This is a genomic window from Streptomyces sp. NPDC030296 (assembly GCF_055572815.1).
The window spans coordinates 208732-223743 of sequence record NZ_JBVICQ010000005.1; the positions used below are offsets into that span (position 1 = coordinate 208732).

The 15012-nt window shown below is 71.5% G+C and carries 13 protein-coding genes; 8 read left to right on the top strand and 5 right to left on the bottom strand.

Annotated features, from left to right (window positions below):
• The first annotated feature begins 70 nt into the window (after positions 1 to 70).
• Positions 71 to 1315, top strand: a complete 1245-nt coding sequence (locus ACZ4Z3_RS16350; protein ID WP_468501617.1) for a serine hydrolase domain-containing protein — start codon at positions 71 to 73, stop codon at positions 1313 to 1315.
• Positions 1312 to 2904: an alpha/beta fold hydrolase gene (locus ACZ4Z3_RS16355; RefSeq protein ID WP_468501618.1), complete on the top strand. Its 1593-nt coding sequence runs from the start codon at positions 1312 to 1314 to the stop codon at positions 2902 to 2904. Before ACZ4Z3_RS16350 ends, ACZ4Z3_RS16355 begins: the two co-directional genes overlap by 4 nt.
• 37 nt (positions 2905 to 2941) lie before the next feature.
• Here the strand turns inward: ACZ4Z3_RS16355 and ACZ4Z3_RS16360 are convergent, their stop codons facing one another.
• The gene (locus ACZ4Z3_RS16360) at positions 2942 to 3364 is read right to left on the bottom strand and encodes a secondary thiamine-phosphate synthase enzyme YjbQ (protein WP_468501619.1); all 423 of its coding nucleotides are present in this window, start codon (positions 3362 to 3364) and stop codon (positions 2942 to 2944) included.
• 220 nt (positions 3365 to 3584) lie between these two features.
• Here ACZ4Z3_RS16360 and ACZ4Z3_RS16365 point away from each other — a divergent pair, with 220 nt between their 5' ends.
• The 5 genes from ACZ4Z3_RS16365 to ACZ4Z3_RS16385 all read left to right on the top strand — a co-directional run bounded on the left by ACZ4Z3_RS16365 (position 3585) and on the right by ACZ4Z3_RS16385 (position 7922).
• A complete protein-coding gene (locus ACZ4Z3_RS16365) occupies positions 3585 to 3668 on the top strand; it encodes a putative leader peptide (RefSeq protein ID WP_317992269.1) in 84 nt (27 codons plus the stop codon).
• 170 nt (positions 3669 to 3838) lie between these two features.
• Positions 3839 to 4756 (top strand): ABC transporter permease, encoded by a 918-nt coding sequence (locus ACZ4Z3_RS16370; protein WP_468501620.1) that lies wholly within the window; start codon positions 3839 to 3841, stop codon positions 4754 to 4756.
• On the top strand, positions 4729 to 5583 hold the full coding sequence (locus ACZ4Z3_RS16375) for an ABC transporter ATP-binding protein (protein ID WP_468501621.1): 855 nt from the start codon (positions 4729 to 4731) through the stop codon (positions 5581 to 5583). The genes ACZ4Z3_RS16370 and ACZ4Z3_RS16375 overlap by 28 nt, the downstream gene beginning before the upstream one ends.
• 103 nt (positions 5584 to 5686) lie before the next feature.
• On the top strand, positions 5687 to 6715 hold the full coding sequence (locus tag ACZ4Z3_RS16380; RefSeq protein ID WP_468501622.1) for an ABC transporter substrate-binding protein: 1029 nt from the start codon (positions 5687 to 5689) through the stop codon (positions 6713 to 6715).
• Positions 6716 to 6758: 43 nt separating this feature from the next.
• Positions 6759 to 7922, top strand: coding sequence for an NAD(P)-binding domain-containing protein (locus ACZ4Z3_RS16385; RefSeq protein ID WP_468501623.1), 1164 nt, complete (start codon positions 6759 to 6761; stop codon positions 7920 to 7922).
• A gap of 48 nt (positions 7923 to 7970) precedes the next feature.
• Here the strand turns inward: ACZ4Z3_RS16385 and mltG are convergent, their stop codons facing one another.
• Together mltG and ACZ4Z3_RS16395 are read right to left on the bottom strand one after the other, a co-directional pair.
• Positions 7971 to 8858, bottom strand: coding sequence for an endolytic transglycosylase MltG (gene mltG / locus ACZ4Z3_RS16390; protein WP_468501624.1), 888 nt, complete (start codon positions 8856 to 8858; stop codon positions 7971 to 7973).
• A 43-nt stretch (positions 8859 to 8901) separates the two neighbouring features.
• The gene (locus ACZ4Z3_RS16395; RefSeq protein ID WP_468501625.1) at positions 8902 to 10836 is read right to left on the bottom strand and encodes an ABC transporter ATP-binding protein; all 1935 of its coding nucleotides are present in this window, start codon (positions 10834 to 10836) and stop codon (positions 8902 to 8904) included.
• A gap of 199 nt (positions 10837 to 11035) precedes the next feature.
• Between ACZ4Z3_RS16395 and ACZ4Z3_RS16400 the strand changes: the two genes are divergently transcribed.
• Positions 11036 to 11491, top strand: coding sequence for a MarR family winged helix-turn-helix transcriptional regulator (locus ACZ4Z3_RS16400; protein WP_468501626.1), 456 nt, complete (start codon positions 11036 to 11038; stop codon positions 11489 to 11491).
• A gap of 124 nt (positions 11492 to 11615) precedes the next feature.
• Here ACZ4Z3_RS16400 and ACZ4Z3_RS16405 read toward each other — a convergent pair whose 3' ends face one another.
• Both ACZ4Z3_RS16405 and ACZ4Z3_RS16410 read right to left on the bottom strand, forming a co-directional pair.
• Complete coding sequence (locus ACZ4Z3_RS16405) at positions 11616 to 13100, bottom strand: cation:dicarboxylate symporter family transporter (protein ID WP_468501627.1); 1485 nt, start codon at positions 13098 to 13100, stop codon at positions 11616 to 11618.
• Positions 13101 to 13243: 143 nt separating this feature from the next.
• Complete coding sequence (locus tag ACZ4Z3_RS16410) at positions 13244 to 14911, bottom strand: peptide-N4-asparagine amidase (RefSeq protein ID WP_468501628.1); 1668 nt, start codon at positions 14909 to 14911, stop codon at positions 13244 to 13246.
• Between the last annotated feature and the right edge of the window lie 101 nt (positions 14912 to 15012).

Here is a 15012-nt window from a genome sequence, read left to right on the forward strand (position 1 = left end):
GCTGGCGTCACGCGCACACACATGCCTGCCGGAGTGATCATGGATCGGTCCGTGCCTACCGTGCTGTGGCATGCCAACCTTCTTATCCCCAACGGCGAGCGTCCGGCGCGCCGGACTCGCGGCCCTGGTGTCGGCCGTCGTCCTGGCCGCCGGCCCGACGGCGACCGCGCAGGCGCCTGACCCACGCGTGGCCGTCGACTGCGGCACACACGACCGAACCCGTCAGGCGCTGCGCGACCTCACCGACCACGACGGCATAGCCGGGGCCGCCGTCCTGGTGACCGACCCCACCGCCGACAAGCACTGCGCGCGCTGGACGGAGACCGCCGGAACGGCGGACCTGCGCACCGGACGCCCGATGAACGCCACCGACCGGCTGCGGGCCGGCAGCGTGACGAAGACGTTCACCGCGGCGGTCGTCCTGCAACTCGCCGCCGAACGCCGCCTCTCCCTGGACGCCCCCGCCGAGCGCTACCTGCCCGGCGTGCTCCCGGCGGACGGGCGCGACGGCCGCCCGATCACCGTACGGCAACTCCTGCGGCACACCAGCGGGTTGCCCGACTATCTCGACGCCCCCGAATGGGCGCATTTCGAACGGCTGCGTTACCGCCACTTCGAGCCGCGTGCCCTCGTCGCCCGTGCTCTCGAACTGCCGCGCCCCGAGAGCACGTGGCACTACGCCACCACCAACTACCTCGTCCTCGGAATGATCGTCCGTGAGGTCACCGGCCGGTCCGCCGAGGCGGAGATCACCCGACGCGTCATCGAGCCCCTCGGGCTGCGCGACACCCACTGGCCGGGGGACGACGTCCGCCTCCGAGGACCGCACTCCCGCAGCTACTTCACCGACGGCGACGGCCGGCGCGTCGACGGCACCGACTGGAACATGTCCTTCGGCGGAGTCGGTGGCGCCCTCGTCTCCTCGCCGGGCGACCTGACACGGTTCGCCACCGCCCTGTTCGGCGGCCGTCTGCTGCCCGCGCCCCAACTCGCGGAGATGCGGCGGACGGTGGAGGTCGACACCGACCGGCTCTGGCCGGGCGCCCGCTACGGACTGGGGCTGATCTCGACACCGCTGACCTGCGGCGGCCTGTGGTGGGGGCACGCGGGGACGGTGCCCGGCGGCCATCGGGCGCTGGTCGCCGTCGGGCCCGGCGGCCGGAGTGTGGCCGTCGCCCTGAACCAGGTGCCCGCCTCGCTCCGCGCCGAGTCCGACTTCCTGAACCTCGTCGACCAGTCCCTCTGCGAGGGCAGTCCCTCCCAGAAGACCTCCGAAAAGACCTCCGAGAGTCCCTCCGAAAGGACCTCCGCATGACCGACTCCCCCTCCCCCTCCTCCCCGGCGACCGGCGCTCCGCGCCGGCTCGTGTCGCGCGCCGCGGCGGGGGCCGCCCTCCTCCTGGTCGGGGCACTCACCGTCTCCGTGTCGCCCGCCGCGGCGGAACCCGAGGGTGCGCCCACCGACCCGCTCGCCCGCTACCACCGCCAGCACCTCGACTGGAAGAGCTGTGTGCTCGGGCCCGACGACGAGACCGGCGAGGAACTCCAGAAGGCCGGCGCCCGGTGCGCCGACGTCACCGTCCCGCTGAACTACGCCGAGCCGGACGGCCGTACGATCACCGTCGCCATTTCACGGATCCGGGCCACCGACACGGACCGTCGGGTGGGCGCGCTGCTCCTCAACGGCGGCGGACCCGGCGGGCAGACGATCGGCGACCCGCCGTGGGTGCGCACGTCGATGAAACAGGTCGGCGAACGCTACGACGTGGTGGGCGTCGACCCCCGCTTCGTCGGCCGCAGCACGCCACTGGACTGCCATTGGCCCACCGGCTCCTTCATACGCGGCGCGGGGACGGACCGTTCGGGGTTCGACCGCATGGTGACCCAGGCGAAGGACCTCGCCGAACGCTGCCGGACCACCCAGGGCGACGTCCTGCCGTACGCCACCACCCGGAACACCGCCCGCGACATGGACGTCGTCCGCGCCGCGCTCGGCGAACGCAAGATCTCGTACCTGGGCTACTCGTACGGCACCTACCTGGGCCAGGTGTACGCCACGATGTTCCCCGGCCGCACCGACCGCGTCGTCCTGGACGGCCTCGTCGCTCCCGACCGCTACAACCCGCGGCTGCTGCGCGGCACAGAGCGGGCCAACAGGCGCGCCCTGGAGGGCTGGGCCGACTGGGCGGCGGCACGCGACGCGGACCACGGGCTGGGCCGGACCCGGGCCGAGGTCCTGGCGGTGGTCGACGGTGTCCAGGCGGCGGCCGGACGCACCCCGCTGCTGATCGGCGACCACCGTGTGGACGAGCATGTGCTGCCGGTCGTCGTCTTCAGCGGCCTCTCCCAGGACAACGACGCCGCCTACGCCGATCTCGCACAGGCCGTACGGGACATGCGGCGCGCTGCCGACGGCCACCCGGTCACCCCCTCACCGGGGTTCGCGGCCACGCTCGCCTTCCTGCTGGACGGATCGGCGTCCGCCTACGGCAGCGCCCAGACGGCGATCCTGTGCGGGGACGCGTCCGCGCCGCGCTCCCCCGAGGTGTACTGGCGTGACGTCGAACGCGCCCGCGCGCAGGACCCGTTGTTCGCACCCGTCACCCAGAACATCGGGCCGTGCGCGTTCTGGGACCCGCCGCGCGAGCGCCCGACGAAGGTCCGGGACGACCTGCCGGCCCTGCTGGTCAACGCGACCGGTGACCCGCGCACCGTCCACGCCAACGCGCTGACGGTCCGCCGCATGTGGCCGTCCTCCCGTCTGGTCGCCCTCCGCGACGCGGACCAGCACGCCGTGTACGGAGTCTTCGGCAGCGCCTGCGTCGACACGACGGTCAACACCTATCTGGCCACCGGCCACCTGCCGGCCACCGACGTCACCTGCGACCGGGCCTCCGGCCGATAGGAGGACCGGCCGCCATGGCGAGCCAGGTGAGGGGGCACTAGCCGAGGAAGCTCAGCCGGACCTGGCGGTCGGGGTTGTCCTTGTTCGTATCGACGAGGCACACCGACTGCCAGGTCCCCAGTTGGAGGCTGCCGTCGACCACGGGCAGTGTGGCGTGCGGGGGGACGAACGCCGGGAGGACGTGGTCGCGGCCGTGGCCGGGGCTGCCATGGCGGTGCTGCCAGCGGTCGTCGGCGGGCAGCAGGGTGTGGAGGGCGGCGAGGAGGTCGTCGTCGCTGCCGGCGCCCGTCTCGATGATGGCGATACCGGCGGTGGCGTGCGGGACGAAGACATTGAGGAGACCGTCCCGGCCGGCGGCCGCCTCGCGGAGGAACGCCTCGCAGTCGCGGGTGAGATCGACGACCCGCTCACGGGAGCCGGAGGCGACGTTCAGGACTCGGGTGGTGAAGGCATCGGACATGGTTCCATCCTCGCGCACCCCGAGGCGGAGACACGGGAGCGACCACCCGCCGAACGGCACCGCTTCCCCTCCACCGGCCTCACCGTCTCCCCGTCACCGGCCTCACCCTCTCGCCTCCCCGGCCTCACCGTCTCCCGACACCGGCCGCCCGTGAGACGGTAAGTCCACTTGGCGAGACGGCCATTGACCGTACGCGGACGGGCTGGCTACGTTCGACGGCATGTCGCGTTCAGCCCTGCTCACTTCGCGCGGTCACATCGACCTGCTGCGGGTGGCCTCCGCCGCCTGTTGTCGCGGCTGCTGACGCCTTCTCATCTCTTTTCTTCCTCCCCGGTCCGTGCGTCGCTCGCCGCCCGCACGTCTGACATCCGGCTCGCGTCCCCACTCTGGGGCGCGCCGACCGATGCCTGACTCGGCGGCATCCCGCTTCCGCCACACGTCCGCCGGCCGCTCCCCCCTCCCCGTGGAGCCCTCATGAGCATCAGCCACGCCCCGCCCGGATCATCTCCGCCGGACATTCCGGATACCTCCGCTTTTACCAAGGGCCGCAACAGCCCCGCCGCCCCGGTCCACGCCCCCGACGTCGACCTCGCCCTCGAACCCATCCGGCCGGGTTCCTCCCGTCGCACCCGTGTACCCCGATGGCTGCGCCGCACGTCAGGGCCGGTGCTCCTGCTTCTGCTCTGGCAGATCCTCAGCGCCACGGGGGCGCTCACGCCCGATGTGCTCGCCTCGCCGGGGCGGATCGCGCGGGTCGCGGGTGATCTGATCGCCGACGGGTCGCTGCCCTCGGCCATGGGTACGTCGTTGCGCCGGGTCGCGGCCGGGCTGGTGCTCGGCGCCGTCGTCGGCACCGGACTCGCCCTGCTCTCGGGGCTGTTCCGGGTCGGCGAGGACCTCGTGGACGCGAGTGTTCAGATGCTGCGAACGGTGCCGTTCGTGGGTCTGATCCCGCTGTTCATCATCTGGTTCGGCATCGGCGAGGCCCCGAAGGTGGCGATCATCACCCTCGGTGTGTCGTTCCCGCTCTATCTGAACGTGTACGCCGGTATCCGCGGCGTCGACTCCCAGCTGATCGAGGCCGGTGAGTCCCTGGGGCTGTCGCGCTGGGGGCTCGTGCGGCACGTCGTCCTGCCGGGCGCGCTGCCCGGAGCCATGACCGGGCTCCGCTACTCCCTCGGCATCGCCTGGCTCGCCCTCGTCTTCGCCGAGCAGATCAACGCGGACGCCGGTATCGGCTTCCTCATGGTGCAGGCGCGGGACTTCCTGCGCACCGACGTGATCGTGGTCTGCCTGATCGTCTACACCTTCCTCGGTCTGCTCGCCGACTTCATCGTCCGCTCCCTCGAAAGGCTGCTGCTGCAATGGCGACCGACGTTCACCGGCCGGTGACCCCGAAGACGGCCGACCCGGCCCCCGGCTCTCCCGCGTACCCCGCCCCCGTCCGCCCAGCGCCCACGCCTGCCTCCGTACCCCACACCCACGCGCCCGCCACCGCTCCCGCCCCCGCGCCGCACGCCGTGCACGTCGAAGGGCTGACGCGTTCCTTCGACGGCCGTCCCGTCATCGACAACCTCCGACTCGACGTCCGGCCGGGCGAGTTCGTCGCACTCCTCGGTCGCAGCGGCTGCGGCAAGTCGACCCTGCTGCGCATCCTCGCCGGGCTCGACCGTGACATCGAGGGCACCGTCCTGGTGCCGCGCCGCAAGGCCGTCGCGTTCCAGGCGCCGCGGCTGATGCCGTGGAAGAGGGTGTGGCGCAATGTCCTCCTCGGGCTGCCCGGCAAGCCCGAACGGGCCCTCGCCGAGCGGGCGCTCAAGGAGGTGGGCCTCGACCATCGCAGCGGCGCCTGGCCCAAGACGCTCTCCGGCGGCGAGGCGCAGCGCGCCTCCCTGGCACGGGCGTTGGTCCGCGAGCCCGATCTGCTGCTGCTCGACGAGCCGTTCGGTGCCCTCGACGCGCTCACCCGGATCAAGGCGCAGCGGCTGGTGGGCGAGTTGTGGCAGCGGCGGGGCTGCGCCGTGCTGCTCGTCACGCACGATGTCGAGGAGGCGGTCCTGCTCGCCGACCGCGTCCTCGTGATGGACGAGGGCGTCATCGCGTACGAGACGCGGATCGACCTGGAGCGGCCCCGCGACATCACCGACCCTGGCTTCGCCGAGCTGCGCGCCCGACTCCTCGAACGCCTGGGCGTCTACACGGCGGCCGAGGCGGCCTGACTCCCCGTACCGCGCCCACGCCCCGGTCCCCTCCCCGGCACCCGACCCGCTCGCGCCGGGCCGCCACATCCCCATCCCGTGAACCAACCGAACGGAATCCCCCATGCGACGACGTCTCGTCCCCGCCCTGCTCCTCCCCCTGGCCCTGCTCCTCTCGGCCTGCGGCGGGAACTCCGCCGCCAGCACCTCGACCGGCGACGGTACCGACGGCAAGGGCTCGCTCACGCTGAACGTCGGTGACCAGAAGGGCGGTTCGGAGGCCATCCTGCGGGCCGCCGGGGAACTCGACGACCTCGACTACAGGATCAAGTGGTCCACGTTCACCTCGGGGCCGCCACTCCTGGAGGCCGTCAACGCCAAGGCCGTCGACATCGGCGGCGTCGGCAACACCCCGCCCGTCTTCGCGGCGGGCGCCGACTCGAAGATCACGGTCGTGGCCGCATGGCACGGCACCTCCAGGGGCGACGCCATTCTGGTGCCGAACGACTCGAAGCTGACGGACACCGAGCAGCTGAAGGGCAGGTCCGTGGCCGTGGCCCAGGGGTCGTCGGCGCACTATCAGCTCGTCGCCTCCCTGAAGGAGGCCGGCCTGTCGCTCGGCGACGTCCACGTCAAGTACCTCCAGCCGGCCGACGCGCTCGCCGCGTTCACCTCGGGCAAGGTCGACGCGTGGGCGGTGTGGGACCCGTACACCTCCCAGGTGCTCAAGGCGAAGCAGGGGCGGGTGCTGACCACCGGGGACGGCGTCACCAACGGGCTGACCTTCCAGGTGGCGGCGCCGGACGCGTTGAAGGACAGGCGGAAGTCCGCCGCGATCAGGGACTACCTGGAGCGGCTGCGGCGCGCGTACCGGTGGGTGTACTCGCACGAGGAGGAGTGGGCGAAGGTCTGGGCGAAGGACACGGGCCTCCCGCAGGACGTGGCGCTGGCGGCGGTGAAGCGGACGTACGCCACGCGGGTGGCGGTCGCCGTGGACGAGCCGCTCATCGCCTCCGAGCAGGCGATCGCCGACGCCTTCACCCGGCTGAAGCTCATCCCCCGCGAGGTCGACTTCGGCGCCTTCACCGACCGGCGGTTCAACGGCGGCCTCCCGCCGTCGACCACCGCGCCCCGCCCCTCGCAGGGATCCTGACCGGCCGGGGAAGATCCGGGGCCCACCCCTGGTTGGTAGAAGCGTGAACGATATGCGCGAGGTCGAGGTGGTCGTCATAGGCGCGGGTCAGGCCGGACTGGCCGGCGCCTATCACCTGCGGCGCACCGGTTTCGAGCCGGAGCGCGACTTCGTGGTGCTGGACCACTCCCCCGGGCCCGGCGGCGCCTGGCAGTTCCGCTGGCCCTCGCTCACCTACGGCAAGGTCCACGGGATGCACGCCCTGCCGGGCATGGAGCTGACCGGCGCCGATCCCGGGCGACCGTCCTCCGAGGTGATCAGGGAGTACTTCGCGACCTATGAGCGCACCTTCGACCTGCGGGTACGGCGTCCCGTGGACGTGCGCGCGGTGCGTGAGGGCGAGGGCGGCCGGCTGCTCGTGGAGACCTCGGACGGCACATGGTCGACGCGGGCGCTGATCAACGCCACCGGCACCTGGGACCGGCCGTTCTGGCCGCGCTATCCCGGCCAGGAGGCGTTCCGGGGCCGTCAGCTGCACACCGCGCAATACCCCGGCCCCGAGGAGTTCGCGGGGCAGCGGGTGATCGTGGTGGGCGGGGGCGCGTCCGGGACGCAGCATCTGCTGGAGCTCGCCCCCTACGCCGCGGCGACCACGTGGGTGACCCGGCGTCCGCCCGTCTTCCGCGAAGGCCCCTTCGACGAGGGCGCCGGGCGCGCCGCCGTCGCACTGGTGGAGGAGCGGGTCCGGCAGGGCCTGCCGCCGAAGAGCGTCGTGTCGGTGACGGGTCTGCCGCTGAACGACGCGACCCGACAGGGCATCGCGGACGGCGTCCTGGACCGGCTGCCGATGTTCGACCGGATCACACCGGACGGCGTGGAGTGGGAGGACGGGCGCCGCGTCGAGGCGGACGTCATCCTCTGGGCGACCGGCTTCCGCGCCGCCATCGACCACCTCGCCCCGCTGCGGCTGCGTGAACCGGGCGGCGGCATCCGCGTGGACGGCACCCGGGCGGCCGTCGACCCCCGCGTCCACCTGGTGGGCTACGGCCCCTCGGCCAGCACGATCGGCGCCAACCGGGCGGGCCGCGCCGCGGTCCGGGACATCCGACGACTCTTGAAGGACGCGCCGGCCGCCACCCGCACCGCGCCGCTCACCGGAACCGCGGACCTCGCCGCCCGAACCTCACCGGTCACCGCGGCGAGCGTCGCTCCGACCGCCGCCGCCTGAGTCCGGCGCGCTCTCGCGCGCGCCCTCCCGCCCGTACCGGCACTCCACTCAGCCGGACGTCGGGGAGGGGCTTCCGACGGCCGAACCCGTGGACGCCGACGATGGCTGCCTGCCGCGGCGCTCGTTGAACTCGGCGACATTGCGCAGGTGTTCCTCGTAGCTCGCAGTGAAGCGGGTGTCGCCCGGCTTGACCGTGACGAAGTACAGCCAGTTGCCCGGCGGCGGGTTGGTCGCCGCGCGCATCGCGTCCTCGCCCGGGTTGGCGATCGGCGTGGGCGGCAGCCCCATGCGCCGGTACGAGTTGTAGGGGCTGTCCATCTTCGTGTCGGCGACGCTCGTGTCCAACGTGGAGCGGTTCAGGGCGTAGTTGAGGGTGGAGTCCATCTGCAACGGCATCCCGCGTTCCAGCCGGTTGAACACCACGCGGGCCACCTTGCCCATGTCCGCCTTGGTCGCGGCCTCGGCCTGCACGATGCTGGCGATCGTGACCGCCTGGTAGACGTTCATCGCGTTGCGCTGCGCCCCGGCCGTGACCTGGCCGCCGTTGAACTTCTTGTGCGCGGTCTCGACCATGAACGTCAGCAGCGACTCCGGCGTCGTCTCCTTCGCCAAGGGGTACGTCGCCGGGAAGAGGTAGCCCTCCGGGTTGCCCTGGGCTTCCGCGGGGAGCGACAGCCGGGCCTTGGCCAGGGACTTCTTCGTGGATCCGACGGGCAGACCGAGCGCCTTGTCGACGGCCTCGTAGACCTGTACGGCTCGCCGGCCCTCCGGGACCACCAGGGACGTGGGCCGCTCGGCCCCGCCGTCACCGCTGCCCACGCTCAGCAGCGGCACCGCCACGGCGGCGGCCGCCACGACCGCTCCGGTCGCGATGAGGGCGGCCCGGCCCCGGCGTGTCAGTCGAATCGTGCTCGGTGGCGGAGTGTTCATCTGCATGCGGGCACGGTATCCCGCATATCACCTCAAACCCGACATATCTTCATCTTGTCGACTCCATCGGCCGTAGCGGCGAAGCCTTTTGGCCCGGAGCGTCGAGGGGATCGGCGTCGGCGACCGATGCCGGCTCCGCCTGCGGGGCACGAGCGGGCTCCAGCTGGGCGTCACGGCGCACGAGGGCGGCATAGCGCCCGTTCTGCTCCAGCAGCTCGTCGTGAGTGCCCCGTTCGACCGCGTGCCCGCCGTCGAGGACCACGATCTGGTCGGCGCCTCGGACGGTGGAGAGCCGGTGCGCGATGGTGATGGTGGTGCGGTTCGCGGAGAGCGCGTCGATGGCCTCCTGCACGGCGTGCTCGGTGCGGGTGTCCAGGGCGCTGGTCGCCTCGTCGAGGATGAGGACGGGCGGGTCGCGCAGGATGGTGCGGGCGATGGCGAGGCGCTGCTTCTCCCCGCCGGAGAACCGGTGGCCGCGCTCACCGACGACCGTGTCGTAGCCGTCGGGCAGGGAGGTGATGTGGTCGTGGATCTGTGCCGCCCGCGCCGCCGCGTGGAGTTCCTCGTCGGTGGCGTCCGGCTTGGCGAAGCGCAGATTGTCCGCGACGGTGGCGTGGAAGAGGTACGTCTCCTGGGAGACGACGCCGACGGCGCGAGCCAAGGTGTCGAAGCTCAGGTCACGGACGTCGACCCCGTCGATCAGGACGGCGCCGCCGGTCACGTCGTACAGCCTCGGCACCAGGCAGCCGAGCGTCGACTTGCCCGCGCCGGTGGGTCCGACGACCGCGAGGCTGCCGCCCGCCGGGACGATGAGGTCGATGCCGGTGAGTATCGCGGCGGAGGCGCCCTTGCCGTCGTCGTAGCGGAACTCGACGCCGTCGAAGCGGACCTCGCCCTTCACCTGGTCGAGGCGGACCGGTTCGTCGGGTTCGGTGATGTCGATGGGCAGGTCGAGGTACTCGAAGATGCGCTGGAACAGGGCGAGCGAGGCCTGGATCTGGACGCCGGTGGACAGCAGGCTCACGGTCGGCCGGAACAGGTTCTGCTGGAGCGAGACGAAGGCGACCAGCGTGCCGACGGAGACGGACGGGCCGCCGAACTGGAAGGCGAGGCCGGCCGTCCAGTAGATGACGGCGGGCATCGCGGACATGACGATCGTGATGATCGCCATGCGCCAGCGCCCGGCCATGTTCGACCTGACCTCCAGGTCGACGAGCCCCTCGGACTCCTCGGCGAACGACCGGGTGAGCGAGTCGGAACGGCCCATCGTGCGGCCGAGCAGGATGCCGCTGACGGAGAGCGACTCGGTGACGGTCGCCGCCATCGCGGCCATCTGCTTCTGCCGCTGGGTGGTGATCTTCTTGCGTTCGTCGCCGACCCGGCGGCTTATCCACACGAACAGCGGCAGCAGGAGCAGGGTGACCACGGTGAGCCGCCAGTCCAGGGCGACCATGGCGACGATCGTGGCGACCACGCTGGTGAGGTTGGAGACCAGGGAGGTGGCCGTGGAGGTGACGGTCGCCTGCATGCCGCCGATGTCGTTGGCGATGCGGGACTGCACCTCGCCGGTGCGGGTGCGGGTGAAGAAGGCGAGCGACATGCGCTGCAGACGGCCGTAGACGGCGGTCCGCAGGTCGTGCATCACACGCTGGCCGACGGTCGTGGAGATCAGCGTCTGCAGCACGCCGAAGATGCTGGTGAGCACCGCGCTGACGATCATCCCGAGCGCGAGCAGGCTCAGCAGGCCGAGACGACCCTCGGGGATCGCGGTGTCGAGGATCTCCTTGAGCAGGAAGGGCGTCGCCACGGCGGCGAGCGACGCGGCGCCGACCAGGAGGCCGACCACGGCGAGCCGGCCGCGGTAGGGGCGGAAGAGCTTCAGGATGCGGCGGACCTGCCGCGGCGCCGGAGCGTCGGCGGCTCCCCCGGCACCTGTGGGCGCGGTGCGGGCGGGGGTCCAGGCGGGTTGGTCGTCGGGATGCATGGGCTCCTACGGGGTGAGTCATGGACCGGCACGGCTCTTGTCAGCTCTTGGCTTCGGAAGCACGTGCGGTAATGGATTCAACCGGTCATCGATTCGGTGCGGTGCGGCGAGGTGGCTCCGGATCACACGGAGACGATTTCGGAGCCTAGCTCATTGTTACCTATGCTCACAATGAACATCATCCTGATATTGTTCCCGCATGACCGCCCCCGATGCCGACGGGCTGCTCGCCGAGCAGCTGCTGCGGCTGACCCGCCGCGTGCACCGCATCCAGAAGCACCATCTTCTTCAGAGCGGGCTGGACATCACCCCTGCCCAGTCCCGGCTGCTGCGGACCCTCGCGCACTACGACGCGCCCCCGCGCATGGCCGACCTCGCCCAGCGCCTGGAAGTGGTGCCGCGCGCCGTGACGACCCTGGTCGACGGGCTGGAGGCGAGCGGCCGGGTCCGCCGGGCGCCCGACCCCACCAACCGGCGGGTCATCCGCATCGAGGTCACGGACGAGGGCCGCAAGGTCCTGGAAGAGCTGCACCGCGCCCGCCGGTCCGCCGCGGAGGAGATCCTCTCGCCACTGTCGGACGGCCAGCGGGAGGTACTGGGCGGTCTCCTCGACACGCTGGTGGACGGGGCGCCGGGGGCGGAGCGGGCGTGTTGAACCCCGGCGTACGGGCGCGGTGACGCGGAGCTGCGCTCTACGGTCCCTGTCGGGACGGGCCGCCGCACATGGAAGGGCCCGGCGCCGAGGTGCGGCGCCGGGCCCCTGCCGTCGATGACGACGATCAACTGGCCCCGGAGGCGGGTTCCTTGACCTCGCCACTCGGCTGCGCGGGGACCGCCTCGACGGTGCCGACGGAAGCGGCGGGTTTGGCGGCCGGGGCGCCGGCGGCGACCGAGGCTGAGGTGCCGGCGACGGCCGAAGCGGCAGACGCCGCACTCGCCTTCTCCTCGTCCGCGGCCTCCTCCTCCACGAACTCGATCTCCCCGTCCAGCATCTTCTTCGCCCGTACGGTGTCCAGCGCGCCCTCCCACTTGGAGACGGCGAAGACGGCGACGCAGTTGCCGAGCAGATTGGTGGCGACGCGCATCGAGTCCATGATCCGGTCGACACCCAGGAGCAGGGCGACGGCACCGGCGGGGATCGCCCCGAGCGACGCCGCGGTGGCCGACAGGGCGAGGAAGGCCGAACCGGGGATGCCGGCCATGCCCTTGCTGGTCAACATGAGGACGAGGACTACGGTGACCTGCTGGCCGAGACTGAGGTCCACCCCCACGGCCTGCGCGATGAACAGCGTGCCGACGGAGAGGTAGATGGACGCGCCGTCGAGGTTGAACGAGTATCCGGTGGGCAGCACCAGCCCCACCGCGTCGTCCCGCGCGCCCGCCTGCCGCAGCTTCTGCATCATGCGCGGCATGACGCTCTCGCTGGAGGCCGTGCCCAGCGCGAGCAGCATCTCGGCACGGGTGTAGCGGACGAACTTCCACAGGCTCAGCCCGGTCGTCAGCTTCAGCGCGACACCGAGCAGCACGAGGAAGACGGCGGCGACGGCGTAGCAGAGGATGATCAGCTTGGCGTAGGTCTTCATCACACCGAGGCCGTACTCGCCCACGAGGTGGACCATCGCGCCGAACACGGCGAGCGGGGCCAGCCTCATGACGAAGCCGACGATCGCGAAGATGACCTCCTGGGCCTGCTCGATGGCGGGCAGGATCTTCGGCACCTTGGTGTGGCCGAGGTGCAGCAGCGCCGCGCCGGTGAGGCAGGCGAGCACCAGCACCTGGAGCAGCGCGTTCTCGGCGAACGCGCCGATCGCGCTCTGCGGCAGCGCGTTCAGGATGAACTCGGCGGTCGTCGGCAGTTCGCCGCCCGCCGTCTTGGCGTCCACCGCCGATGTGTCGAGCTTCGAGGGGTCGACGTTCATGCCCACGCCGGGGCCGAAGACGTTGGCGGCGATCAGACCGATGAGCAGCGCGGCCGTGGACGCGACCTCGAACCAGATCAGCGCCTTGAGCCCGATCCGCCCGAAGGCCCTGAGATTGCCGGCCTTGGCGATGCCGACGACGACCACACAGAACACCAGCGGCGAGATGACGGTCTTGATGAGCCGGATGAAACCGTCGCCGAGCGGCTGGAAGGTCGTGGCCGTGTCCGGCCACAACCTCCCGACAACGATGCCGAGCACCAGCGCGACACCGACTTGGGCGAACAGTGAGGTACGCAGCATGCGTGCGACGCGTCGCGGCAGGGACGGTACGGACTGCGGCACGGGCACTCCTCCGAGGGGGCTTTCTGATATGCGGAAAAGTATTTCCGCGGATTCACTATCGAGGAGCCGCCGCTCACGGGGAAGACCGTGGTGTTTCCGCGAGGTAAATCATCGAACAGACGTCACATCACACGCATTTGGTGTCAGCAGGCCATTCGGTCCTCCGTCAGCACTCCCTGTACCGCGACCAGCGAACGGTCGTGGCAGCCGCCCGTTCCGTACAGCCGGTATCGCTCCCTGGTCGTGCCGACGGCATGCCGCTGGTCACGCGGTACGAACGCCGTGTACGTGGCGTCGCCCGTGTAGGTGTCGTCGAGCCGGGACCACGCGGTGCGCCGACCGCCGTAGGTCTCGGTGACCGTCGCCCGGTCGCCGAGCGTGAGCACCGTCCGCAGCCGGTCGCCCGCGCCGAGTGTCGTCGTCCCGTCCATCGTGTACGACCGCTGGGTGCGGGTGGTTCGGGCCGGGCCGCGCCCGTCGACGCTGACCGTCTCGTCGTCGCTCCACCGCGCGTCGAGGGCGTCGGGGTTCTCGCCGTCCGACCAGGTGTGCACGGAGGTGTTGGCGAGGCTCCGGCGCACGGTGGTCGTCACCCTGCCGTGCGAGGTGTCGACATGTCCGGTGACCGTCAGCCGGTGGCTCCCCTCGGTGTCGAGCCGGTGCTCCGTACCGGGTGTGTACGTGGACGAGTTGGCGAGGGCGCCCGCCCGCACCTTCGTCAGGGCACCGGTGACATGTGTGCTCTTCTCGTCCTGCCAGACGAGCACGTTGACGGGGGTGCTCCAGCCGCTCTGCCCCTCGGGCACGCCGAGGACGGAGACCTCGACCCGGTGCGGGCGCCCGTCGTTGAGGAGGCCGGCGAAGGGGGTGAGGTCGTAGCGGATGGGCTGGATGTCGAAGGCCCGGGGGCCGGGGACCACGTACCAGAGGAAGGGGTTGGACCAGCCGCCGGTCCACACCGTCGGGAACGGCGCGGCGATCCCAGCCAGTCGCCCGTCGACCTTGATCTGCACCTCGCGGTACGGCCCGTCGTGCGCCTTGCAGGAGTACGGCGCCGTCTCGGGCCCCGTCAGATACCAGTACTCCTCGCAGCCGCCGCCGGAGCCGGTGGCGTACACCTCGGCGACGACGCGTTCGCTGTTGCGGGGGGTGGTGAGGGAGTTGCCCTCCTGGAGGGTGAGGACACGGTCGGGGACTCCCGCGGCGGCCTTCTCCGTGGGCCTGCCCGTATAGAACGTGAGCGTCACCTTGACGTCGAGGACGCCGGTGTAGGTGTCGTCGACGACGTTGCCGATGAGCATCTCCACGGGCTGCGCCGCCCGCAGGGTGTCGCTGTAGCGGGTGACGTCCTTCTCGACGGACCACGCGATGCCGTCGGGCGAGGGCTGCGGGGTGGAGGTACGGAAGACCTCGACGCCGCCGATGTGGAGGTGGCCGAGGCGGTCGTACTGGCGGCCCTTGACCTTGCCGTCGAGGCGCAGGACGACCTTGCTCCACCGCTTCCCGCACTCGGCCGGGGGCGCGTAGGTGCCCTTGAAGGGCGTGAAGTCCCTGAACTGCGCCTCGGCGACCGTCACTGCGCAGGACTTCGTCTGCTCGGGCCTGGTGACGGGCGGGGCGGCGGTGACGGGGTCGTGCCAGTCGCTGCCGAACTCGGCCGGGACGTCGACCGCGGCGTCGGCGGTGGCGGCCCTCGCAGCCACCGCGGCATCGGCCCCCGCAGTGGCCGATCGGGCCGGGGCGGCCCCCAGGAGAGTGCTCACCAGGACGGTCGCCCCGGTGAGCATGGACATGATGATCCGGTTTCTCATGGGCGGAGTTCTACGGGCAGTCGACGCCGCGCACAATGACACCCCCGGCCACATGAGTGGCCGGAGACACCTCTGGGATCCCGGACCCGAGACCTCCTGGA

Excerpts from the sequence above, each read along its gene's own strand:
- ACZ4Z3_RS16400 (WP_468501626.1), top strand. The coding sequence starts at position 11,036 with ATGACCGCCCCCGATGCCGACGGGCTGCTCGCCGAGCAGCTGCTGCGG.
- ACZ4Z3_RS16360 (WP_468501619.1), bottom strand. The coding sequence starts at position 3,364 with ATGTCCGATGCCTTCACCACCCGAGTCCTGAACGTCGCCTCCGGCTCC.
- ACZ4Z3_RS16350 (WP_468501617.1), top strand. The coding sequence starts at position 71 with ATGCCAACCTTCTTATCCCCAACGGCGAGCGTCCGGCGCGCCGGACTC.
- ACZ4Z3_RS16410 (WP_468501628.1), bottom strand. The coding sequence starts at position 14,911 with ATGAGAAACCGGATCATCATGTCCATGCTCACCGGGGCGACCGTCCTG.
- ACZ4Z3_RS16375 (WP_468501621.1), top strand. The coding sequence starts at position 4,729 with ATGGCGACCGACGTTCACCGGCCGGTGACCCCGAAGACGGCCGACCCG.
- ACZ4Z3_RS16365 (WP_317992269.1), top strand. The coding sequence starts at position 3,585 with ATGTCGCGTTCAGCCCTGCTCACTTCGCGCGGTCACATCGACCTGCTG.
- ACZ4Z3_RS16380 (WP_468501622.1), top strand. The coding sequence starts at position 5,687 with ATGCGACGACGTCTCGTCCCCGCCCTGCTCCTCCCCCTGGCCCTGCTC.
- ACZ4Z3_RS16395 (WP_468501625.1), bottom strand. The coding sequence starts at position 10,836 with ATGCATCCCGACGACCAACCCGCCTGGACCCCCGCCCGCACCGCGCCC.
- ACZ4Z3_RS16370 (WP_468501620.1), top strand. The coding sequence starts at position 3,839 with ATGAGCATCAGCCACGCCCCGCCCGGATCATCTCCGCCGGACATTCCG.
- ACZ4Z3_RS16355 (WP_468501618.1), top strand. The coding sequence starts at position 1,312 with ATGACCGACTCCCCCTCCCCCTCCTCCCCGGCGACCGGCGCTCCGCGC.
- mltG (WP_468501624.1), bottom strand. The coding sequence starts at position 8,858 with ATGCAGATGAACACTCCGCCACCGAGCACGATTCGACTGACACGCCGG.